A 20358-nucleotide genomic window follows, 5' to 3' on the forward strand; every position below is an offset into this window, starting at 1 on the left:
CGGCGGGCGAGGTCAATCGGTGGAAGCAACGGTCATGCTGCTGCCGGGTTGGCGAGCAGCTCGGCCAGCGCTTGGGCTGGGGTCCGTAGGTCCAGGGTAGGGCGGGGTCGCTTGTTCAGGGTCGCGGCGATGCGGGCGAGGTCGTCGGCACTGTGGGTTGAGAGGTCGCTGCCCTTCTCTAGCCAGAACCGGAGGAGTCGGTTGGTGTTCTCGTTCGACCCGCGCTGCCAGGGCGAGTGGGGGTCACAGAAGAAGACCGGCATCTCCAAGGCGGCCTCGACATCGCGGTAGTTAGCCAGCTCGCTGCCGCGGTCCCAGGTCAGCGAACGACGCAGATGCACCGGCAGCTGACCCATCTCGCGGATCATCGCCTGGGCCACTGACTCTGCGTCGTGGCGACCGGGCAGGTGCAGCAAGAGCACGAACCGCGTCGAGCGTTCGACCAGGGTCCCGACCGCGGAGCGGTTGCCGGCACCGAGGATCAGGTCACCCTCCCAGTGCCCGGGCACGGCCCGGTCAGCGACCTCGGCGGGGCGTTGGCTGATGGTGAAGGCCTCGCGGTACAGCCCTTTCCTGCGCCCGTCGGGGTCGGCGTGCGGCTTGCGTGCGCGGCGTTTGGTCAGCAGCTGCGCGGCCAGGTCCTTGCGCAGGCTCCCGCGGGTCTGGACATACAACGCCCGGTAGATCGTCTCGTGCGACACACGGGCCATCCTCGCTGCTGGATCGTGACCGGGGTGGGCGTGGCGCAGCATCGACGCGATCAGTCCTGGCGACCACCCGTCGTCCATCCAGGTCTCGATCCGACGACACAGCCCGGGGTTCTCGATCAGCTTGAACGCCTTGGGTCGGCGTCGCCGTTCGTGCGCGACACGATGCGCGATCGGGGCCCAGTAGGAGCCGTCGGGGCCGCGGTTGCGCGCGACCTCGCGAGAGACCACCGACTTGTCGCGCCCGATCAGTGTCGCGATCCGGGTCAACGCCCACCCTGCACGCAACCCTGCCGCGATCACCGCACGGTCCTCGCTGCTCAACGCCCGCCGTCGGCGTGGGCCTTCTTCGGGATTGCGTATCCCTGGCACTCCTACGGGAGCGCTTCCGGGCAGGCCACCGATCGCACCGAATTGGATGACTGGGCTCACAAGCCCCGAGGATCGCCACCAGTACGTCGCGGTTCGATGCGACACACCGACCCGATCCGCGGCAGCCTGCAGCGCGAACCCACCACAGACCAACGCGAAGAACTCCTCACGAACCTCGTACGGCACGTACCGCCTGCCCATCGCAACACCACCATCACTCGGCGTTGCTTCGACCGATGGACTCCGCCGCGGGTAGCAGGTACCAAACCCAGCAATTGCGCGGAAAGACACGCACCCGAGGCCCCCGAGCGAGCAACGGAGCCGGCCCGATCAGTCGAAGCGGCCCTGCCGGCCGCGCTTGATGTCCCCGCGGCGCTTCTTGGCGCCCAGGCGACGCTCCTTCGACCCACGCGTCGGGCGGGTGGGGCGGCGCTTGGCGGGCGGGGGCGCGGCGGCCTCGCGCAGCAGCTGCGCGAGGCGCTCGCGGGCGGCCTTGCGGTTGGCCAGCTGGGTGCGGTGCTCGCTGGCCACGACCGTCAGCACCCCGTCGACCAGGCGCCCGGCGAGCCGGTCGAGCACCCGGTCGCGCAGCGTCTCCGGCAGGGACGCCGACCGGGCCAGGTCGACGGAGAGCTCGACGCGGCTGTCGGTGGTGTTGACGCCCTGGCCGCCGGGGCCCGAGGACCGGGAGAACCGCTCGGTCAGCTCGGCCGCGGGAAGCACCCACGACCGGCTGACGGGCAGGTCGTCAGCCAAGCGCCGCCGGGATCGTCGCCATCCACGCCGCCCGGACCTCGAGCAGCGGGGCGTCGAACTCCCCCTCCACCGACACCGCGTCGCCGCCGGTGACGCCGAGCTCGGTGAGCGGTACGCCGTGGCGCGCGGCGAGCGCGGCGAGGCGGTCCTCCGCGCCGGCCGCGACGGTGACCAGCACCCGACCCGCGGACTCGGAGAACAGCGCCACGAACGCGTCGTCGGCCACGTCGGCCACCGAGACCCGGACACCGACCATGCGGTCCAGCGAGGACTCGACGAGCGCCTGGGCCAGGCCGCCATCGGCGAGGTCGTGGGCGCTGGTGAGCAGCCCGCGGCCCTCGGCGAGCAGCTCGGCGAGCGCCTTCTCCGCGGCCAGGTCGACGCGCGGCGGGATGCCGCCGAGGTGACCGTGGACCACGTGGGCCCACTCCGAGCCCGAGAGCTCCTCGCGGGTCTCGCCGAGCAGGAAGACCCGCTCGCCGGCCGCGCCGAAGCCCGAGGGGGTGCGGGTGGTGACGTCGTCGATCACGCCGAGCACCGCGACCACCGGGGTCGGCAGGATCGCGGTCTCGCCGGTCTGGTTGTAGAGGCTCACGTTGCCGCCGGTGACCGGGATGCCGAGCTCCAGGCAGCCGTCCTTGAGCCCGCGGCAGGCCTCGGCGAACTGCCACATCACGTCGGTGTCCTCGGGCGAGCCGAAGTTGAGGCAGTCCGAGATCGCCAGCGGCGTGGCGCCGCCGGTCGCGACGTTGCGGTAGGACTCCGCAAGCGCGAGCTGCGCGCCGGCGTACGGGTCGAGCTTGGCGAAGCGGCCGTTGCAGTCGGTCGAGACCGCCACGCCGAGGTTGGTCTCCTCGTCGATGCGCACCATGCCGCTGTCGGAGGGCTGGGCAAGCACGGTGTTGCCGCGCACGTAGCGGTCGTACTGGTCGGTGATCCAGGACTTGTCGCACAGGTTCGGGCTGGCGACCAGGCGCAGCAGGGTCTCCAGCAGCTCCGCACCGGTGCCGGGGCGGGGCAGGTCCTCGGCGCGGTCGCCCTGGAGGGCGTCCTGCCAGGTGGGGCGGGCGTAGGGGCGCTCGTAGGTCGGGCCCTCGTGGGCGACGGTGCGCGGCGGCACGTCGACGACCCGCTCGCCGTGCCAGTCGATCTCGAGGCGGCCGGTGTCGGTGACCTCGCCGATCACGACGGCCTCGACGTCCCACTTGGCGCAGATGGCCATGAACGCCTCGACGTCGCCGGGCTCGACGACCGCCATCATCCGCTCCTGCGACTCGCTCATGAGGATCTCCTCGGGAGCGAGCGTGGAGTCGCGCAGCGGCACCCGGTCGAGCTCGACGTGCATGCCGCCGTCGCCGGCGGAGGCGAGCTCGGAGGTGGCGCAGGACAGGCCCGCGCCGCCAAGGTCCTGGATGCCGGCGACCAGTCCGGCGGCGAAGATCTCGAGCGTGCACTCGATGAGCAGCTTCTCCATGAAGGGGTCGCCGACCTGCACGCTGGGCCGCTTGGCCGGGCCGTCGGCGTCGAAGGTCTCGCTCGCGAGCACGGAGACGCCGCCGATGCCGTCGCCGCCGGTGCGGGCGCCGTAGAGGATCACCTGGTTGCCGACGCCGGAGGCCTTGGCGAGGTGGAGGTCCTCGTGGCGCAGCACGCCGACGCACAGCGCGTTGACCAGCGGGTTGCCGGCGTAGCTCGCGTCGAAGACCGCCTCGCCGCCGATGTTGGGCAGGCCCAGGCAGTTGCCGTAGCCGCCCACGCCGGCCACGATCCCGGGCAGCACCCGGTGGGTGTCGGGGGCGTCGAGCGGGCCGAAGCGCAGCGGGTCCATGACCGCGACCGGGCGTGCGCCCATCGCGAGGATGTCGCGGACGATGCCGCCCACGCCGGTCGCGGCGCCCTGGTAGGGCTCGACGTACGACGGGTGGTTGTGGCTCTCGACCTTGAAGGTGACGGCGTAGCCCTGGCCGACGTCGATGACGCCGGCGTTCTCGCCGATGCCGGCCAGCATCTTGCCGGCCGGGGTCTCCTGCGGGATCTCGGAGAACTGCTTGAGGTGCACCTTGGAGGACTTGTAGGAGCAGTGCTCGCTCCACATCACCGAGTACATCGCCAGCTCCGAGCTGGTCGGGCGGCGCCCGAGGATCTCGCGGATCCGGGCGTACTCGTCGGCCTTCAGACCGAGGTCCGACCACGGCTGGGGCCGGTCGGGGTCGGTGGCGGCGGCCGCGACGGTGTCGAGGGTGGACGTGGCGGGACGCTGCTGCTTCGGCACGGGGTCAATCTACCGGCGCACTGCCACCGCCCCTCCGCGGGCGTCCGCGCACCGGTCCCCGGGGGCGCCCGGCGCTCGGCACGGCGCTGACCTGCACAGACGCCCGCGTGAACTACACACCTGTAGTTCACGCGGAAGGCTGGGACTGCTGTGACTGCTGTGGTTAGGGTGACGAGGCTCGACTCACGAGCCGACTGCCAGAACCCCGACCCGGCCCTGGCCCCGGTCCTGCCCTGGAGCTTCCCCATGCGTCACCCGTCCTTTCGCACGTCCCGCGCCCGCACCCGCCCGGGCCGCCGCCTCGCCGGCGCCCTCGCCGCGATGCTCGCCCTCAGCGTCGCCGGCACCACCACGGTGCTGACCACCCCGCCGCCCGCCGCCGCAGCCGCGTCCGCCTCCGCGTCGAACCCGCCCACGCCGGGCAGCTTCACCGGCTACGGCTTCGACCAGTGCCTGACCCCGACCCAGCAGGCGATGAACACCTGGCTGCGCACCTCGCCGTTCCTCGCGGTCGGCGTCTACATCTCCGGCGCCTCGCGGGCCTGCCGGGACCAGCCGAACCTCACCCCGACCTGGGTCAAGAAGCAGCTGGCCAAGGGCTGGCGGCTGCTGCCGATCACGCTCGGCCCGCAGGCGTCGTGCCAGCCGCGCTTCCCGCGCTACGGCAACGACCCGACGATCAACCCCGCGCCCGGCAAGCACGGCCTCTACGGCCAGGCCCGCACCATGGGCCGCGCCGAGGCCGACTCGGCCGTCGCCGCCGCGAAGCGGCTCGGGATCGTGCCCGGCAGCACGCTGTTCTACGACCTCGAGGGCTACGACAACACCAACACCCACTGCCGTGAGTCCGCGCTGGCGTTCCTGACCGGCTGGACCAACCGGGTCCGCGCCCAGGGCTACCTCTCCGGGGTCTACTCGAGCGCCTCCTCCGGCATCGTGGCGCTGGACAAGGCCCGGCGTACCAAGCAGCGCGCGATCGTGGTGCCCGACCAGATCTGGATCGCCCGCTGGGACGGCATCGCCAACACCTCCACCACGTACATCCCCGAGGACGGGTGGCGTCCCGGTGGCCGGCTCAAGCAGTACCGCGGCGGGCACGACGAGACCTGGGGCGGGGTGCGCATCAACATCGACAGCAACTACCTCGACCTGGGCCAGGGCTCGGTGGCCGCGCGCGAGACCCACTGCGGCGGCGTCCGGGTGGACTTCGAGCGCTACCAGGCCCTCCAGGCGCCCACCGCCGGCCGGGTCGCCCCGGCCGCGCAGGTCATGGCGCTGCAGTGCCTGCTGACCGAGCAGGGCATCTACACCGGTCGCCTGCACGGCACCTACAACACCCGCCTGATCAAGGCGGTCAACCAGTGGCAGCGCGAGGCCGGCCAGCCGGTCAGCCGGAGCTGGACGCACAAGAACTGGATGTCGCTGACCGCGGCCGGGCCGCGCGCGGTGCTCAAGCACGGCTCCGCGGGCACCATGGTGCGCCGCGTCCAGCGGGCCCTGAACGCCGCCCGCCCGGCGGCCGCGATCGCGGTGACCGGCACCTTCGAGGCCACCACCACCGCCGCGGTCAAGGGCTACCAGAAGAAGGTCGGGCTCCCGCAGTCCGGCGTGGTCGAGGGCCGGACCTGGCGCCACCTGGCCAAGGGCGTGCGCTGAGGCCCGCTCCCCCGCACAGCACCACGCACAGCACGAAAACGCCGTACGCCGGCACCGCTCAGGCGGTGCCGGCGTACGGCGTCTCAGGTGGGGAGCCGGTCAGCCGACCGGCGGGCCGGCGACCAGCGCGACGCCGAAGAGCACACCCACCGCGACGAGGCCGGTGACCACGCCCTGCAACGGCTTGCGGATGAACCAGGCGGCGACCTTCTCGAGGAAGCCGCCGGGCTCCTGGGTGCGCAGCCGCCACGTGTCGGCGAGCAGCCCGCGACGCTCGGCGTGGATCTCGAAGGGCACGGTCGCGAACGGCGGCACCGCCGCGACCAGGCCGAGGGCGGTCTGCTTGAGCGGCCAGCGCTGGTCCAGCGCGACCAGGACGGTGCTCAGGCAGTAGGCGATGAACACCGCGCCGTGGACCATGCCGCCGATGCGGACGCCGAGCTCGGTGGTGTCGGTGACGTACTTGAGGAACATCCCGCCCAGCAGCAGCGCCCAGGTCACGGCCTCGGCGCGGGCGATGAAGCGGTAGAGACGGATCGGGGTCATGCAAACACTCCAGCTGCGAGTGAGGTGAAGAAGCCGAGACCGTCGGTCCCGGTGCCGGTCAGGTCCTCGACCGAGTGCTCCGGGTGGGGCATCAGGCCGACGACGTTGCCGCGCTCGTTGCAGATGCCGGCGATGTCGCGCAGGGAGCCGTTGGGGTTGCCGACATAGCGCGCGACGACCTGGCCCTCGCCCTCCAGACGATCCAGCGTCTCGGTGTCGGCCACGAAGGCGCCCTCGCCGTTCTTGAGCGCGATCACGATCTCCGCGCCCTCGTCGTACGACGAGGTCCACGGGGTGCGGTTGTTCTCGATGCGCAGCGGCTGGTCGAGGCAGAGGAACCGCTGCTCGGTGTTGCGGATCAGCGCGCCGGGCAGCAGGTGGGACTCGCACAGGATCTGGAAGCCGTTGCAGATGCCCAGCACGGGCATGCCGCGGCGGGCGGCCTCGACGACCTCCGCCATGACCGGGGAGAAGCGCGAGATCGCCCCGCAGCGCAGGTAGTCGCCGTAGGAGAAGCCGCCGGGCAGCACCACCGCGTCCACCCCCTGCAGGTCGTGGTCGCCGTGCCACAGCGCGACGGCCTCGTGGCCGCCGATGCGGACCGCGCGCTGCGCGTCGACGTCGTCCAGCGAGCCGGGGAACGTGACGACGCCGACCTTCACGCGAGCACCTCGGCGCCGCTGGCGTCCTCGACCCGCACGGTGAAGTTCTCGATCACCGGGTTGGACAGCAGCGTCTCCGCCATCTGGTGGACCTCGGCGAGGACGGCCTCGCTGGCCTCGCCCTCGATCTCCAGCTCGAAGCGCTTGCCCTGGCGCACGTCGACGACGCCGGAGAAGCCCAGGCGGGGCAGGGCGCCGAGCACGGCCTTCCCCTGCGGGTCGAGGATCTCGGGCTTGGGCATGACGTCGACGACGACTCGGGGCACGTGAGGCTCCTGGGAAGCAGGGGTGGGTGTGCCGCCATTCTACGAGGGATCGCTCACCCCCGGTCCGGCACACTGGAGCCATGAGCATGCCCACCCCCGGCGCCGGCAGCGGCGTCCCCGGACCGGGAGCGAACCCGCTACGCCTGGAGTTCCCCCAGTCCCTCGCCGTGTACGACGACTACGCGGCCGCTCAGAGGGCCGTGGACTACCTCTCCGACCGCAAGTTCCCCGTGCAGCAGTGCATGATCGTCGGCACCGACCTCAAGCGCATCGAGCGGATCACCGGCCGCCTCACCACCGGCAAGGTGGCCCTCGGCGGCGCGGCGTCCGGGGCGTGGCTCGGCCTCTTCGTGGGCCTGCTGTTCGTGCTGTTCACCACCGAGGGCGCCCTGGCGGTGCTGATCTCAACGCTGCTCTTCGGCGCCCTCTTCGGCGTCATCTGGTCGCTGGTCGGGTACGCCGCCACGCGCGGGCGCCGCGACTTCTCCTCGGTCACCCAGGTGGTCGCGACCCGCTATGAGGTGCTGGTCGAGCACAAGGTGGCCGCCCAGGCCCGCGAGCTGCTGGCCCAGCTGCCGGGCAGCCAGCCCAACCCGTTCGCCTGAGCAGCGCCCGCGCTCAGCTCAGCTCGCGCTTGAGGATCTTGCCGGTCGCGGTCATCGGCAGGCTCTCGCGGAACTCCACGAGGCGCGGGTACTTGTAGCCCGCCATCTGCTCCTTGGCCCACGCGACCAGCGCGTCCTCGGTGAGGTCCGAGCCGGGGGTGCGGATCACGATCGCCTTGATCTCCTCGCCGTGGGTGTCGTGGGGCACCCCGATGACCGCGCACAGCGAGACCTCGGGGTGGGTGAGGAGCACCTCCTCGATCTCGCGCGGATAGACGTTGAACCCGCCGCGGATGATCATCTCCTTGGCCCGGTCGACGATGTAGTACCAGCCGTCCTCGTCCTTGCGGGCCAGGTCGCCGGTGCGGAACCAGCCGTCGGCGTCGATCGCCTCCGCGGTCGCCTCGGGGCGGGCGTAGTAGCCCTTCATCACGTTGTGCCCGCGGACCGCGATCTCGCCGATCACGTCGGCGCCGGGGCCGTCGCCGGTGACCTCGACACCGTCGCTGCCGACCAGCCGCATCTCCACGCCCGGGATCGGCACGCCGATCGACCCGGGTCGCGCCGGGGCGCCGTACTCGGAGAACGAGGCGACCGGGGAGGTCTCGGAGAGGCCGTAGCCCTCGAGGATCGTGACCCCGAAGCGCTTCTCGAACTCGCGGTGCACCTCGACCGGGAGCGCGGAGCCGCCGGAGACCGCGACCCGGAGGCTCTCCGCGATCGCCTGGGCGTCGATCCCCTCCTCGAGCGCGCCGAGCAGGGCCCAGTACATCGTGGGGACGCCGGCGAAGAAGGTGATCCGCTCGCGGCGCATCAGCTCCAGCGCGGCGACCGGCTCGAAGCGCGGCAGCATCACGACCGTGCCGCCGAAGGCGAAGGCGCCGTTCTGGCACACGGTCTGGCCGAAGGAGTGGAACAGCGGCAGCACGCACAGGTAGGTGTCGGGGTTCGCAGCGTCGGCGCCGAAGAGGGCCTCGCTGGCGAGTGCGTTGTCGCGCATGTTGCGGTGGCGCAGCTCGGCGCCCTTGGCCTGCCCGGTGGTGCCGGAGGTGTAGAGGATGACGGCCGTGTCGTCCTCGTCGGTGGCGACGGTCTCGAACGCGCCCGGGTGCGTCATCGTCGCCCCGGCCATCGTCTCGGTGCCCTCGATCGGCGAGGGGGCGCCGAGGTCGGCGGTGATGACGAAGAAGTGCTCGCAACCGTCGACGGCCTCGAATCCGGCGTGGCCGTTGACGCCCATCGGCAGCTCGGGGGTGCCCTCGAAGCAGAAGTAGGCCTTCGCGTCGGAGTCCTCGAGGTGGTAGGCGATCTCGCGGCCCTTGAGCAGCACGTTGAGCGGGACCACCGTCGCCCCGGCCTTGAGGATGCCGAAGTAGACGATCGTGAAGTACGGCGTGTTGGGGCAGCTCAGCGCGACCTTGTCGCCGGGGCCGATGCCGCGCTCCACCAGCAGGTTGGCGCACATGTTGGCGAAGGCGTTGATCGAGGAGTAGCTCAGGCGGGTGTCACCGAGGACCACCGCGTCCCGGTCGGGGTACTTCGCGGCGCTGTCCTCGAGCAGGGACGAGAGGTTGTACGACAACGGAGCCTCCAACGGCTGGGGTGTGGGGACAACCTACGTGCCGGTCCCCGCCCGGGACAGGGCCCGCGCCGGCCCGTCGTTCCGCCATTGGCGCCGACTCGCGCAACCACAAGAGCCGACTCGGCGCGGAGGGTCAGGCGAGGAGGCGGGCAGCGCGGCGCAGGTCGGCGCGGACGGCGTACGGCGCGAGGCGGGCCAGCAGCGCGGCCAGCGGGCGGGCCGGGCCATCGGCGCGGAGCGTGAGGGTGGGCTCGACCTCGCAGCCGCCCGGTGCCGGGGCGAAGGTCAGGGTCAGCTCGGCGGCGAAGGAGCGCCAGGTGCCGCGCTCGGTCCAGCGGTGCGGGCGCTGCAGCACGGTGGTCTCCATCCGCGGGCGCAGCCCGGGCCTGGTGACGTCGACCCAGGTCTGGCCGACCCGGGGCGCGCCGTCGACGTCCTCGACGCGGGCCAGGCTGGACTGCCAGGCCGGCCGGTGGCGCGGGTCGACCAGGAAGTCGAAGGCGACCTCGGGCGCGACCGGCAGGCGCATGGCGGGCCCTAGAACCGCTCGCCGGTGAGCAGCTCGTAGGCCTCGACGTAGCGGGCCCGGGTGTGCTCGACGACCGCGGGCGGCAGCGCCGGCGGCGGCACGTCGGAGCGCGGGTCCCAGCCGGACTCCGGAGAGGTGAGCCAGTTGCGGACGTTCTGCTTGTCGTAGGAGGCCTGGGTCCGCCCAGGCTGCCAGTCGGCGGCCGGCCAGAACCGCGAGGAGTCCGGGGTGAGGACCTCATCGCCCAGCACCATCACGTCGTCGGCGCGCAGGCCGAACTCGAACTTGGTGTCGGCCAGGATGATGCCGCGCTCGCGGGCGATGCCCTCGGCGCGCTCGTAGACCGCGAGGGTCAGCTCGCGCAGCGACGCGGCGGTCTCCTCCCCGACCGTGCGGACGACCGCGTCGTAGGAGACGTTCTCGTCGTGGTCGCCGAGCTCGGCCTTGGTGGCCGGGGTGAAGATCGGCTCGGGCAGCCGGCTGGCCTCCTCCAGGCCAGCCGGCAGCGCGATGCCGCACACCTCGCCGGTCGCGCGGTAGTCGGCCAGCCCGGAGCCGGTGAGGTAGCCGCGGGCCACGCACTCGACCGGGAACATCTCCAGGCGCTCACAGATCACCGCGCGCCCGCGGACGGCCTCGGGCACGTCGGTGGAGAGCACGTGGTGCGGGACCAGGTCGGTGAGCTGATCGAACCACCACAGCGACATCCGGGTCAGGATCTCGCCCTTGTCCGGGATCGTGCTGTCCAGCACCCAGTCGAAGGAGGAGATCCGGTCGCTGGCCACCATCAGCAGCTGCCCGGCGTGCTCGCCGGTCTCGATCTCGTAGAGGTCGCGCACCTTGCCCGAGTGCAGGTGCCGCGCACCCTCGATCGCCGGGGCGGGTGGGATGTTCGGCTCGGCCACGGCGCCAACCCTAGAGCCCGCGGGTGGGCGCCTCCCCCGCCGCCACCGAACCCGGACACCGTGCCGCGGTACGGAACGCGGCAGCAGCGCGCGGCGCCCAGCCACGGCAGGCTCGCGTGCGTGACCGCCGTCGAGCCCGCCCCCACCGCCGGCACGTCGTACGTCGAGGACCCGCGGCGCTGGCGGATCCTGGCCACGGTGCAGGTGCTGGGCTTCATGTCGCTGCTCGACGTGAGCATCGTCAACGTCGCGCTGCCCTCGATCCGCTCCGACCTGGCCATCTCCACCGAGACCGCGCAGTGGGTGGTCTCGGGCTACACGCTGGCGTTCGGGCTGACCCTGGTCGCGAGCGGTCGGCTTGGCGACGCCTACGGACGCCGCCGGATGCTGCTGATCGGCCTCGGTGCGTTCGTGGCCAGCAGCATGCTGGTCGGGCTCGCGCCCACCCCGGAGCTGCTGATCGCCGCCCGGCTGGCCCAGGGTGCGGCCGCCGGGATCCTCTCCCCGCAGTCGACCGGACTGATCCAGCAGCTGTTCCGCGGCGCGGAGCGGGCCCGGGCCTTCGGCCGCTTCGGGCTGACCATCTCGCTGTCCTCGGCGGTCGGCCCGCTGATCGGGGGGCTGATCCTCGGCGTGGCCGGCGGACCGGAGGGCTGGCGCTGGATCTTCTGGGTCAACGTCCCGATCGGGCTCATCGCACTGGTCGCCATCGCCCGGACCCTGCCGGCCAAGCCGCGCGTGCCCGACGCGGACGGCCGCGTCGACGTGCCGGGGGCGCTGCTGCTCGGCCTGAGCGTGCTGTGCCTTCTCTACCCGCTGGTCGGCGCGCGCTCCGGGATCGGCTGGTCGATGCTGCTGGCCCCCACCGCGGTGCTGGTGGGCTGGGCGTTCCTGCGCTGGGAGCGGCACACCCAGGCCGCCGGCCGCCCGCCGCTGCTGGACGTGGCGCTGTTGCGCCGCCTGCCCGGCTACGGCATCGGAATCGCGGTCGGGGCCACCTACGTCACCGCCTTCACCGGCATCACGCTCGTGCTCTCGGTCCACCTCCAGGAGGGCCGCTCCCTGGGCCCGCTGGAGACCGGGCTGCTGCTGACCCCTCTGGCGGTCGGCGCGGCCGTGATCGCGCCCGTGGCCAGCCGCGGTCTGGGGGTGCTCGGGCGCCGGATCACGGTGCTGGCGCTGCTGGTGATGCTCGCGGCCACGCTCGCGACCGCGCTGGCCGTCCCGGGGCGCGGCGACACCGCGCTGTGGTGGGTGCTGGTGCCGCTGCTGCTGGTCGCCGGCCTCGGCGGCGGCGCGGTCATCCCGCCGAACTTCACCCTCACCCTCGCCGAGGTACCGCCCGCTATGGGCGGGGCCGCCGCGGGCGTGGTGCAGACCGCCCAGCGGATCGGCGCCTCCCTCGGCAGCGCCCTGCTGATGACGGCGTACGGCCTGGGCGGGCCCGACCCCGGGCAGGCGCTGCGCGTGGCGCTGCTGGTCGCGGTCGTGGTGCTCCTGCTCGCGCTCGCCCTGGCGGTGGGCGCGGCCCGCGCCGGGCGACGTACCCCGGTGTCGGGCGGCTGACCCCGTGTCGTCGGACCCAGGAGAGGGAACCTGCACCTCGATGAACGAGCAGACCCCGCCGCGGCACGCCCCGGCCTCCCCCGGTGTCGTCGACGACGCGTTCGTCGCGGACCCGCGACGCTGGCGGATCCTCGGGGTCAACCTGGTGGTCGGGTTCATGTCGCTGCTCGACGTCACGGTCGTCAACGTCGCACTGCCCTCGATGCGCGAGGCGCTGGACACCTCGACCTCCACGGTGCAGTGGGTGGTCTCGGGCTACGCGCTGACCTTCGGGCTGACCCTGGTCGCGGGCGGCCGGCTCGGCGACGCCTACGGCCGGCGCCGGCTGATGACGCTCGGGCTGATCGGCTTCATGGCCTCCAGCGTGCTGGTCGGCCTGGCGCCCAACGTCGAGACCGTGATCCTCGCCCGGCTCCTCCAGGGCGCCTCGGCCGGCCTGCTCACCCCGCAGAACACCGGCCTGATCCAGGACCTGTTCCGCGGCGCCGAGCGCGGGCGCGCGTTCGGCATGTTCGGGGTCACGGTCGCGACCGCCTCCGCGCTGGGCCCGGTCATCGGCGGCCTGATCATCGCCCTGGCCGGCGAGGAGGACGGCTGGCGCTGGCTGTTCTGGATCAACGTCCCCATCGGCCTGGCCGCCCTGATCGGCATCCTGCGCCTCACCCCCGGCCGGCGCGGCGAGGGGCGGCCCTGGATCGACGTGGTCGGCGCCGTGCTGCTCGGGCTGACCGTGCTCACCGTGCTGTGGCCGATGGTGCTCGCCGAGGGCGGCGCCCGGCTCCCGCTGCTGCTGATCCCCCTCGCCGTACCGCTGGGGTGGGCGTTCGTGCGCTGGGAGGCGCGGCTGCGCCGGATCGGTCGCCCGCCGCTGCTGGAGGTCGGGCTGCTGCGCCAGGTGCCCGGCTATGCCGACGGCCTGGTCATCGGCACCCTCTACTTCACCGGGTTCACCGGCATCTTCCTGGTGCTCTCGGTGCACCTGCAGGAGCACCTCGGGCTCTCGCCGCTGGAGGCCGGCCTGCTGATCACGCCCTTCGCGGTCGGGTCGGGGGTCACCTCGCCGGTCGCGGGTCGCCTGGTCAGCCGGATCGGGCGCCGGATCACGGTCTGGGCGCTGGTGATGATGATGTCCGGCATCGTGCTCGTCGCGCTGCTCGCGCCGGGTCGCGAGGGCGCCTCGCTGGCACTGGTGCTGGTGCCGTGCCTGCTGCTGGCCGGCATCGGCGCGGGCGGGGTGATCTCGCCCAACTTCACCCTGACCCTCGCCGACGTCCCGCCCGTGATGGGCGGTGCCGCCGGTGGCGCGGTGCAGACCGGGCAGCGCATCGGCACCGCCTTCGGCGCCGCGCTGCTAATGACCGCCTACGGCACCGGCTCGGCGACCTCGGCCGCCGTCGGCCTGCGCGCCGCGCTGGTCACCGCGCTGGTGCTGCTCAGCCTCGCCCTGGTGGTGGCGATCCGCTCGGCGCGCGCCGAGCACTGACTCGCGCTCGGCGCAGCGGACGCCACTGAAGGGGTCTTGACGCTCCTCGCCCACCGGGTGTCGAGTGGCTCATGGCTTTCCTCCACGACGCTCCGGACACCCCGGAGGCGCAGGCGCTGTACGACGCGGACGTGGCCGACGACGGCTACATCATGGATCTCTCGCGCCTGTGGGCCCACCACCCGCCCGCGCACGACGGGCTGTTCACGCTGCTCGACGACGTCGTCGCGGCGGGCGAGCTCACGCTGCGTCAGCGCGGGATCCTGGTCGCGGCGTGCGCCTCCACGATCGGCGACTCCTACTGCGCGCTGGCCTGGGGCGGGAGGCTCGCGACCGTCGCGGACCCCGACCTCGCCGTCGCCGTGCTGACCGGCTCCCACGACGGGCTGAGCCCCGCGGAGCGGGCGATGGCGGCCTGGGCGCGGGCGGTCGCCCGGGACGCCAACGCCACCACCGCCGGCGACGTCGAGGAGCTGCGCGCCGCGGGCTGGACCGAGCGGCAGATCTTCGCGATCACCGTCTTCGTGGCGCTGCGCGCGGCGTTCTCCACCGTCAACGACGCTCTCGGCGCGGTGCCCGACCCCGAGCTGCGTGCCGGCGTGCCGGCGCCGGTCCGCGACGCCGTCACCTGGGGACGCTGAGTGCTGCCGCCTCAGCGCGGGCAGCCCAGCGCCTCGCGGTAGCGCGGGAGGCGGCCCTCGGCGACGTCGTCGGCGAACTGCCAGACCACCTCGGCGTAGTCCCCCTCGTCGCGCATCTCCACCAGCACCGGCCAGTCGCGGGAGGTGCCCAGCGCGGTCACCGCGGTGGCCGCCCGCTCGTCCTGGCCGGCCCGCCGTGCGGCGCGGTACTCCCCGAGCCAGGCGCAGGCCACCGCGCCGGCGACGTCGGCACCCAGGTGGTAGGGGTCGACCTGCTCCGAGGTGATCGACGCGGGGTCCAGGCCTGGCGGCAGGGCGGGGTCGGCCACGGAGCGGATCGCGTCGAGGATCTCCGCGATCGCCTCGGCACGCTCGGCGCTGGTCACGGCCTCTCCGCTCAGCACCGCCTCGAAGCCGGCCAGGTCGACCTGCCGCAGCCGGGTGAGCAGGCCCTCGTAGGCCTCGCGGTCCATCCCGCTGCCGCGGACCTCCGCCCAGTGCCCGTGCTGCACCGGCCGCAGCACCGTGTGGTCGGTGGCGCCGTAGGCCCACAGCCGGGACTCCAGGCCGAGCACCACGATCGGCTCGCCGGGCGAGCGCGGGTCGGTGATGTGCTCGCGGTCGACGAGGTAGTCCTCGTAGGAGTCGGCCTCGCCCCACATCACCGAGACCACCTGCGTGCCGCGCTCGTAGGTCAGCTCCGCGCTGGCCTCCTCGACGGCCGAGGTGACCAGGGTCCAGCCCGGGGCGTCGAGGACCACCCGGTAGGACTCCGCGGCGACGGGCTCGTGGCCGGTCCGCTGCCCGACGGCCGTCCCGGCCGGACCGCCGGTCCCGTCGCCGCCCCCGCCCCACCACAGCGGGACGAGCGCCAGCGCCGCCACGGTGGCAGCGACCAGCGGCGCGACCCAGCGGGTGCGGCCTGCGCGGACGACGGACGGCTCGGTGCGCTCGCGGAGCGGCGTGCTCACGATCTCCTCGAGGAGGTCGGCGCGCCCGCGGGACAGCGGCAGCGAGGCCACTGCCTCGTCGGTCAGCTTGGGGTTCACGGCGTCTCCTCCTGGGCGGCGAGCAGGTCTGTGGAGTGGTGGTGTCCGGCCGGCTCCGGATCGTTGCCGAGCGCCTCGCGCAACCGGGCCCGGGCCCGGGAGAGGCGCGGGCGGACCACTACCGTGGTCAGCCCCAGAACCTCGGCGATCTCCCGCGGCTGGAGCCCCTCCCACAGGTGCAGCTCGAGCACCTCCTGGTCCCGGCCGCTCAGCCGGCGCATGGCCTCGGTGACGTCGGCGCGCTGCACGACGTCGGCGGACGGGTCCGGGAGGGCAGCGGGCAACTCCCGGCGCAGGCGCGCGCCGAGGTCGCTGCGGCGGTGCTCCCCGCGGCGGTGGTTGGCCAGGGTCCGGCGCGCGACGCCGTAGAGCCAGGGCCGAGCCTCCTCCCCCGGCGGCACGTGCGCGAGCCGTCGCCAGGCGACCAGGAAGGTCTCCGCGGTGACGTCGGCGGCGTCCTCCGGGCGGTCGGTGCGCCGCAGGGCGTAGCCGAGCACGGCGTCGAAGTACGCGGCGTACAGCCGGCGGAACTCCTGTTCACGTCCCTCGGGGAACTGGCTCATGTCCCCACCATGTCCGGCACGGGACCGAGCGTTGCGGCTCCACGCGCTGACGCGTGTCGTCGTGGCGGGGCGGTCAGCCCCGCCGCGGGCTACCTCAGAGGATCTCGCCCGGCACGTACGCCGCGGCCTCGGGGTGACGCGCGGCGATCTCGCCGACCCGGCGCACGACCTCCTGCACCTGCGCCACCGCGGCGCCGGTGAAGGTGATCGGCTCGGCGACCAGCGAGGCCAGCTGCGCGGCGTCGAGGCCCAGGCGGGGGTCGGCGGCGAGCTTGTCGAAGACGTCGTTGTGGGCCTGTCCGCGGCGCATGTCGAGCGCCGTGCCGACCGCGGCTTCCTTGATCGCCTCGTGGGCGGCCTCGCGGCCCACACCGTTGCGCACCGCTGCCATCAGCACCTTGGTGGTGGCCAGGAACGGCAGGTAGCGGTCCAGCTCGCGCTGGATGACGGCTGGGAACGCGCCGAACTCGTCGAGCACGGTGAGGAAGGTCTGGAACAGCCCGTCGGCGGCGAAGAACGCGTCCGGCAGCGCCACGCGGCGCACCACGGAGTCGGAGACGTCGCCCTCGTTCCACTGGTCACCGGCGAGCTCGCCGATCATCGAGACGTGGCCGCGCAGCACGACGGCGAGGCCGTTGACGCGCTCGCAGGAGCGGCTGTTCATCTTGTGCGGCATCGCCGAGGAGCCGACCTGGCCCTCCTTGAAGCCCTCGGTGACGACCTCGATGCCGGCCATCAGGCGCACCGTGGTGGCCAGGTTGGAGGGCGCCGCCACCAGCTGGGCCAGCGAGGTGACCACGTCGTAGTCGAGCGAGCGCGGGTAGACCTGCCCGACGCTGGTGAACACCCGGTCGAAGCCGAGGTGGGCCGCGACCCGGCCCTCGAGGTCGGCGAGGCGGGCCTCGTCGCCGTCGAGCAGGTCGAGCATGTCCTGGGCGGTGCCCATCGGGCCCTTGATGCCGCGCAGCGGGTAGCGGCCCAGCAGGTCCTCGACCCGCTCGATGCCGACCATCAGCTCGTCGGCGGCGGTCGCGAAGCGCTTGCCCAGCGTGGTCGCCTGCGCCGCCACGTTGTGGCTGCGCCCGGCCATCACGGTGACCTCGTGCTCGGCGGCAAGCCGGCCGAGGCGCACCAGGGCGGCCACCGCACGGTCACGGACCAGAGCGAGCGACTGGCGCACCTGGAGCTGCTCGACGTTCTCGGTGAGGTCGCGCGAGGTCATGCCCTTGTGGATGTGCTCGTGCCCGGCGAGGTCGCAGAACTCCTCGATGCGGGCCTTCACGTCGTGGCGGGTGACCCGCTCACGGGCGGCGATCGAGGCCAAGTCGACGCCGTCCTCGCCGCGGTCGACGACGGCCTGGTAGGCCTCGATCACACCGTCGGGGACCTCGATGCCGAGGTCGCGCTGGGCCCTCAGCACCGCCACCCACAGCTGGCGCTCCAGCACGATCTTGTGCTCGGGCGACCAGATCCGGGCCAGCTCGGCGCTCGCGTAGCGGGTGGCCAGCACGTTGGGGACGCTCATCAGGACTCCTTGACGGAGGCGCCTTCGACGACGCCCAGGGGTTCGGCTGCGATGTCCGAGCGGCACTGGAGGCCCTCGAACGAGATCTTCTCGGCGGCCGCGTAGGCACGGGCCCGCGCGTCGGCCACGTCGGTGCCGGTGGCGCGCACGGCGAGCACCCGCCCGCCGGCGGTGACCAGCTCCTCGTCCACCAGCGCGGTGCCGGCGTGGATGACGTCGACGTCCGGCTCCGCGTCGGCGAGGGAGACCCCGTCGATCACGTCGCCCTTGGAGGAGGACTCGGGGTAGCCGGCGGAGGCCAGCACCACGCTCACGGCCGCCTCGTCGCGGAAGCGCGGGGCCTCCACCTCAGCCAGGCGCCCCTCGGCGGCGGCGAGCAGCAGCCCGCCCAGCGGGGTGTCCAGCACCGCCAGCACCGGCTGGATGTCGGGGTCGCCGAAGCGGACGTTGAACTCGATGACCCGCGGGCCGGCCGCGGTCAGCGCGAGACCGACGTAGAGGCAGCCCACGAACGGCGCCCCGCGGCGGGCCATCTCGGCGAGGGTCGGCTGCACCACCGTCTCGACCACGGTGCTCGCCAGGTCGGCGGGCGCCCAGGTCAGCGGGGTGTAGGAGCCCATGCCGCCGGTGTTGGGGCCGCGGCCGCCGTCGAAGATCCGCTTGAAGTCCTGCGCCGGCTGCAGCGGGTAGGTCGTGGTGCCGTCGCAGACCGCGAACAGCGAGACCTCCGGGCCGTCGAGGAACTCCTCGACCACCACGCGCCCGCACCCGGCGGCGTGTGCGAGCGCCTCGTCGCGGTCGGTGGTCACCACGACGCCCTTGCCGGCGGCCAGCGCGTCGTCCTTCACGACGTACGGCGCGCCGTAGGCGTCCAGCGCGGCCGCGACCTGCTCGGGGGTGTCACAGGTGGCCGAGCGGGCGGTCGGCACGCCCGCGGCGGCCATGACCTCCTTGGAGAACGCCTTGGAGCCCTCGAGCCGGGCCGCCTCCCGCGAGGGGCCGAAGCAGGCGATGCCGGCGGCGCGCACCGCGTCGGCCACGCCGGCGACCAGCGGCGCCTCCGGGCCGACCACGACCAGGTCGGCGCCGATCGCGGTGGCCAGCGCGGCCACCGCCGCCGGGTCCATCGCGTCGACCTCGTGCAGGGTCGCGACCTCGCCGATGCCGGGGTTGCCCGGTGCGGCGTGCACCTCGGCGACGCCGAGGTCACGGGAGAGCGCGAGCGCCAGGGCGTGCTCGCGGCCACCCGTGCCGATCACGAGGCAGCGCAGGGAGGTCGTCACGTGAGGGGGTCCTTGTCGCGAGGTGCGGGCCCGGCCCGCGGTCAGCGGGCCGGGTCTGGGGCGGAGCGGGTCAGCCGTTGACGACGATGGTCTGCTCGCGGCCCGGTCCGACGCCCACGCCCCAGATCTTGGCCCCGGAGATCTTCTCCAGCGCCCGGACGTAGATCTGGGCGTTGGCCGGCAGGTCCTCGAAGGTGCGGCAGCCGGAGATGTCGGTCTGCCAGCCCTCGAAGTACTCATAGACCGGCGTGGCGTGGTGGAACTCGGTCTGGGTCATCGGCATCTCCTCGACCCGCTGACCGTCGATCTCGTAGGCCACGCAGACCGGGATCCGCTCCCAGCTGTCGAGCACGTCGAGCTTGGTGAGGAAGAACTCCGTGAGCCCGTTGACCCGGGCGGCGTAGCGCGCGACCACGGCGTCGTACCAGCCGCAGCGGCGGGTGCGGCCGGTCGAGACGCCGATCTCGCCGCCGATGCGCTGCAGCGCCAGGCCGTCCTCGTCGAACAGCTCGGTCGGGAACGGACCCGAGCCGACGCGGGTGGTGTAGGCCTTGATCACGCCGATGACCCGGTCGATGCGGGTCGGTCCGACGCCGGAGCCCACGCACACGCCGCCGGCGACCGGGTTGCTGCTGGTCACGAACGGGTAGGTGCCGTGGTCGACGTCGAGCATCGTGGCCTGGGCGCCCTCGAACAGCACCGTCTTGCCCTCGTCGAGGGCCTTGTTGAGCAGCAGCGAGGTGTCGGCGACCATCGGGCGCAGCCGCTCGGTGTAGGAGAGCAGCTCCTCGAGGACGGTGTCGACCTCGATGGCGCGGCGGTTGTAGATCTTGGTCAGCAGGTGGTTGCGCACGTCGAGCGCCGCCTCGAGCTTCTCGCGCAGGATGCCCTCGTCGAAGAGGTCAGCGATGCGGATGCCGATCCGGCCCACCTTGTCGGAGTACGCCGGGCCGATGCCGCGGCCGGTGGTGCCGATCTGGTTCTTGCCGAGGAAGCGCTCGGTGACCTTGTCGATCACCGAGTGGTAGGACGCGATGACGTGGGCGTTGGCCGACACGACCAGGTCCGCCACCTCGACGCCGCGCTCGATGAGCCCGTCGAGCTCGCGGAACAGCGCCTCGGGCGAGACCACGACGCCGTTGGCGATGACGCTGGTGGCGCCGGGCGTCAGGATCCCGCTGGGCAGCAGGTGGGTGGCGAACTTCTCGCCGTTGACCACGATCGTGTGGCCGGCGTTGTGACCACCGGAGGTCCGGACGACGAAGTCGATGGGGTCGGTCGTCGCCAGCAGGTCGGTCGCCTTGCCCTTGCCCTCGTCACCCCATTGGGCTCCGAGCACGACAACAGCGGGCATGAGGGTCCCCTCATCGTAGGTTGCAGAGAAATGCAA

General features: G+C 73.0%; 19 protein-coding genes. 5 read left to right on the top strand and 14 right to left on the bottom strand.

Annotated features, from left to right (window positions below; all coding sequences use genetic code 11):
* Positions 1–32: 32 nt before the first annotated feature.
* The 3 genes from GFH29_RS18610 to purL form a co-directional block, all read right to left on the bottom strand.
* Complete coding sequence (locus GFH29_RS18610) at positions 33–1280, bottom strand: IS30 family transposase (protein ID WP_153321564.1); 1248 nt, start codon at positions 1278–1280, stop codon at positions 33–35.
* Positions 1281–1409: 129 nt separating this feature from the next.
* Positions 1410–1835: an alternative ribosome rescue aminoacyl-tRNA hydrolase ArfB gene (arfB, locus tag GFH29_RS18615; RefSeq protein ID WP_153325235.1), complete on the bottom strand. Its 426-nt coding sequence runs from the start codon at positions 1833–1835 to the stop codon at positions 1410–1412.
* Positions 1828–4107: a phosphoribosylformylglycinamidine synthase subunit PurL gene (purL, locus tag GFH29_RS18620; RefSeq protein WP_153325236.1), complete on the bottom strand. Its 2280-nt coding sequence runs from the start codon at positions 4105–4107 to the stop codon at positions 1828–1830. Before purL ends, arfB begins: the two co-directional genes overlap by 8 nt.
* Before the next feature lie 246 nt (positions 4108–4353).
* Between purL and GFH29_RS18625 the strand changes: the two genes are divergently transcribed.
* Positions 4354–5763, top strand: a complete 1410-nt coding sequence (locus tag GFH29_RS18625; RefSeq protein WP_153325237.1) for a glycoside hydrolase domain-containing protein — start codon at positions 4354–4356, stop codon at positions 5761–5763.
* Between the two features lie 99 nt (positions 5764–5862).
* Here GFH29_RS18625 and GFH29_RS18630 read toward each other — a convergent pair whose 3' ends face one another.
* Genes GFH29_RS18630 through purS form a run of 3 tightly spaced genes read right to left on the bottom strand, consistent with a single transcriptional unit; the run spans position 5863 to position 7237 of the window.
* Positions 5863–6309, bottom strand: coding sequence for a DUF3817 domain-containing protein (locus GFH29_RS18630; RefSeq protein ID WP_153325238.1), 447 nt, complete (start codon positions 6307–6309; stop codon positions 5863–5865).
* On the bottom strand, positions 6306–6971 hold the full coding sequence (purQ, locus tag GFH29_RS18635; protein WP_153325239.1) for a phosphoribosylformylglycinamidine synthase subunit PurQ: 666 nt from the start codon (positions 6969–6971) through the stop codon (positions 6306–6308). The genes GFH29_RS18630 and purQ overlap by 4 nt, the downstream gene beginning before the upstream one ends.
* On the bottom strand, positions 6968–7237 hold the full coding sequence (gene purS / locus GFH29_RS18640) for a phosphoribosylformylglycinamidine synthase subunit PurS (RefSeq protein ID WP_153325240.1): 270 nt from the start codon (positions 7235–7237) through the stop codon (positions 6968–6970). The genes purQ and purS overlap by 4 nt, the downstream gene beginning before the upstream one ends.
* An 80-nt stretch (positions 7238–7317) precedes the next feature.
* Here purS and GFH29_RS18645 point away from each other — a divergent pair, with 80 nt between their 5' ends.
* Complete coding sequence (locus GFH29_RS18645; RefSeq protein ID WP_153325241.1) at positions 7318–7842, top strand: general stress protein; 525 nt, start codon at positions 7318–7320, stop codon at positions 7840–7842.
* Between the two features lie 13 nt (positions 7843–7855).
* On the opposite strand, the gene GFH29_RS18650 is transcribed toward GFH29_RS18645, so the two are convergent.
* From GFH29_RS18650 to GFH29_RS18660, 3 genes are all read right to left on the bottom strand, one after another.
* Positions 7856–9424 (bottom strand): long-chain-fatty-acid--CoA ligase, encoded by a 1569-nt coding sequence (locus GFH29_RS18650; protein ID WP_153325242.1) that lies wholly within the window; start codon positions 9422–9424, stop codon positions 7856–7858.
* Between the two features lie 133 nt (positions 9425–9557).
* A complete protein-coding gene (locus GFH29_RS18655; protein WP_153325243.1) occupies positions 9558–9953 on the bottom strand; it encodes an SRPBCC family protein in 396 nt (131 codons plus the stop codon).
* A gap of 8 nt (positions 9954–9961) precedes the next feature.
* The gene (locus GFH29_RS18660; protein ID WP_153325244.1) at positions 9962–10858 is read right to left on the bottom strand and encodes a phosphoribosylaminoimidazolesuccinocarboxamide synthase; all 897 of its coding nucleotides are present in this window, start codon (positions 10856–10858) and stop codon (positions 9962–9964) included.
* Positions 10859–10978: 120 nt separating this feature from the next.
* Between GFH29_RS18660 and GFH29_RS18665 the strand changes: the two genes are divergently transcribed.
* The 3 genes from GFH29_RS18665 to GFH29_RS18675 all read left to right on the top strand — a co-directional run bounded on the left by GFH29_RS18665 (position 10979) and on the right by GFH29_RS18675 (position 14548).
* Positions 10979–12424 (top strand): MFS transporter, encoded by a 1446-nt coding sequence (locus tag GFH29_RS18665; RefSeq protein ID WP_228387610.1) that lies wholly within the window; start codon positions 10979–10981, stop codon positions 12422–12424.
* Positions 12425–12464: 40 nt separating this feature from the next.
* Positions 12465–13907: an MFS transporter gene (locus tag GFH29_RS18670; protein WP_153325245.1), complete on the top strand. Its 1443-nt coding sequence runs from the start codon at positions 12465–12467 to the stop codon at positions 13905–13907.
* Positions 13908–13978: 71 nt separating this feature from the next.
* Entirely contained in the window at positions 13979–14548 is a 570-nt protein-coding gene (locus GFH29_RS18675; protein WP_153325246.1) for a hypothetical protein, read from the top strand.
* Positions 14549–14559: 11 nt separating this feature from the next.
* Here GFH29_RS18675 and GFH29_RS18680 read toward each other — a convergent pair whose 3' ends face one another.
* From GFH29_RS18680 to GFH29_RS18700, 5 genes are all read right to left on the bottom strand, one after another.
* On the bottom strand, positions 14560–15597 hold the full coding sequence (locus tag GFH29_RS18680) for a hypothetical protein (RefSeq protein WP_153325247.1): 1038 nt from the start codon (positions 15595–15597) through the stop codon (positions 14560–14562).
* Positions 15594–16160 (bottom strand): RNA polymerase sigma factor, encoded by a 567-nt coding sequence (locus GFH29_RS18685; RefSeq protein WP_153325248.1) that lies wholly within the window; start codon positions 16158–16160, stop codon positions 15594–15596. Before GFH29_RS18685 ends, GFH29_RS18680 begins: the two co-directional genes overlap by 4 nt.
* A 94-nt stretch (positions 16161–16254) precedes the next feature.
* Positions 16255–17685: an adenylosuccinate lyase gene (gene purB / locus GFH29_RS18690; protein ID WP_153325249.1), complete on the bottom strand. Its 1431-nt coding sequence runs from the start codon at positions 17683–17685 to the stop codon at positions 16255–16257.
* On the bottom strand, positions 17685–18956 hold the full coding sequence (gene purD, locus GFH29_RS18695; RefSeq protein WP_153325905.1) for a phosphoribosylamine--glycine ligase: 1272 nt from the start codon (positions 18954–18956) through the stop codon (positions 17685–17687). Before purD ends, purB begins: the two co-directional genes overlap by 1 nt.
* 82 nt (positions 18957–19038) lie before the next feature.
* The gene (locus GFH29_RS18700; protein ID WP_153325250.1) at positions 19039–20322 is read right to left on the bottom strand and encodes an adenylosuccinate synthase; all 1284 of its coding nucleotides are present in this window, start codon (positions 20320–20322) and stop codon (positions 19039–19041) included.
* Positions 20323–20358 lie beyond the last annotated feature (36 nt).

Source organism: Nocardioides sp. dk884 (assembly GCF_009557055.1).
Lineage (GTDB): Bacteria > Actinomycetota > Actinomycetes > Propionibacteriales > Nocardioidaceae > Nocardioides.

Excerpts from the sequence above, each read along its gene's own strand:
- GFH29_RS18685 (WP_153325248.1), bottom strand. The coding sequence starts at position 16,160 with ATGAGCCAGTTCCCCGAGGGACGTGAACAGGAGTTCCGCCGGCTGTAC.
- GFH29_RS18655 (WP_153325243.1), bottom strand. The coding sequence starts at position 9,953 with ATGCGCCTGCCGGTCGCGCCCGAGGTCGCCTTCGACTTCCTGGTCGAC.
- GFH29_RS18625 (WP_153325237.1), top strand. The coding sequence starts at position 4,354 with ATGCGTCACCCGTCCTTTCGCACGTCCCGCGCCCGCACCCGCCCGGGC.
- purB (WP_153325249.1), bottom strand. The coding sequence starts at position 17,685 with ATGAGCGTCCCCAACGTGCTGGCCACCCGCTACGCGAGCGCCGAGCTG.
- GFH29_RS18670 (WP_153325245.1), top strand. The coding sequence starts at position 12,465 with ATGAACGAGCAGACCCCGCCGCGGCACGCCCCGGCCTCCCCCGGTGTC.
- GFH29_RS18610 (WP_153321564.1), bottom strand. The coding sequence starts at position 1,280 with ATGGGCAGGCGGTACGTGCCGTACGAGGTTCGTGAGGAGTTCTTCGCG.
- GFH29_RS18700 (WP_153325250.1), bottom strand. The coding sequence starts at position 20,322 with ATGCCCGCTGTTGTCGTGCTCGGAGCCCAATGGGGTGACGAGGGCAAG.
- GFH29_RS18645 (WP_153325241.1), top strand. The coding sequence starts at position 7,318 with ATGAGCATGCCCACCCCCGGCGCCGGCAGCGGCGTCCCCGGACCGGGA.
- GFH29_RS18630 (WP_153325238.1), bottom strand. The coding sequence starts at position 6,309 with ATGACCCCGATCCGTCTCTACCGCTTCATCGCCCGCGCCGAGGCCGTG.
- GFH29_RS18675 (WP_153325246.1), top strand. The coding sequence starts at position 13,979 with ATGGCTTTCCTCCACGACGCTCCGGACACCCCGGAGGCGCAGGCGCTG.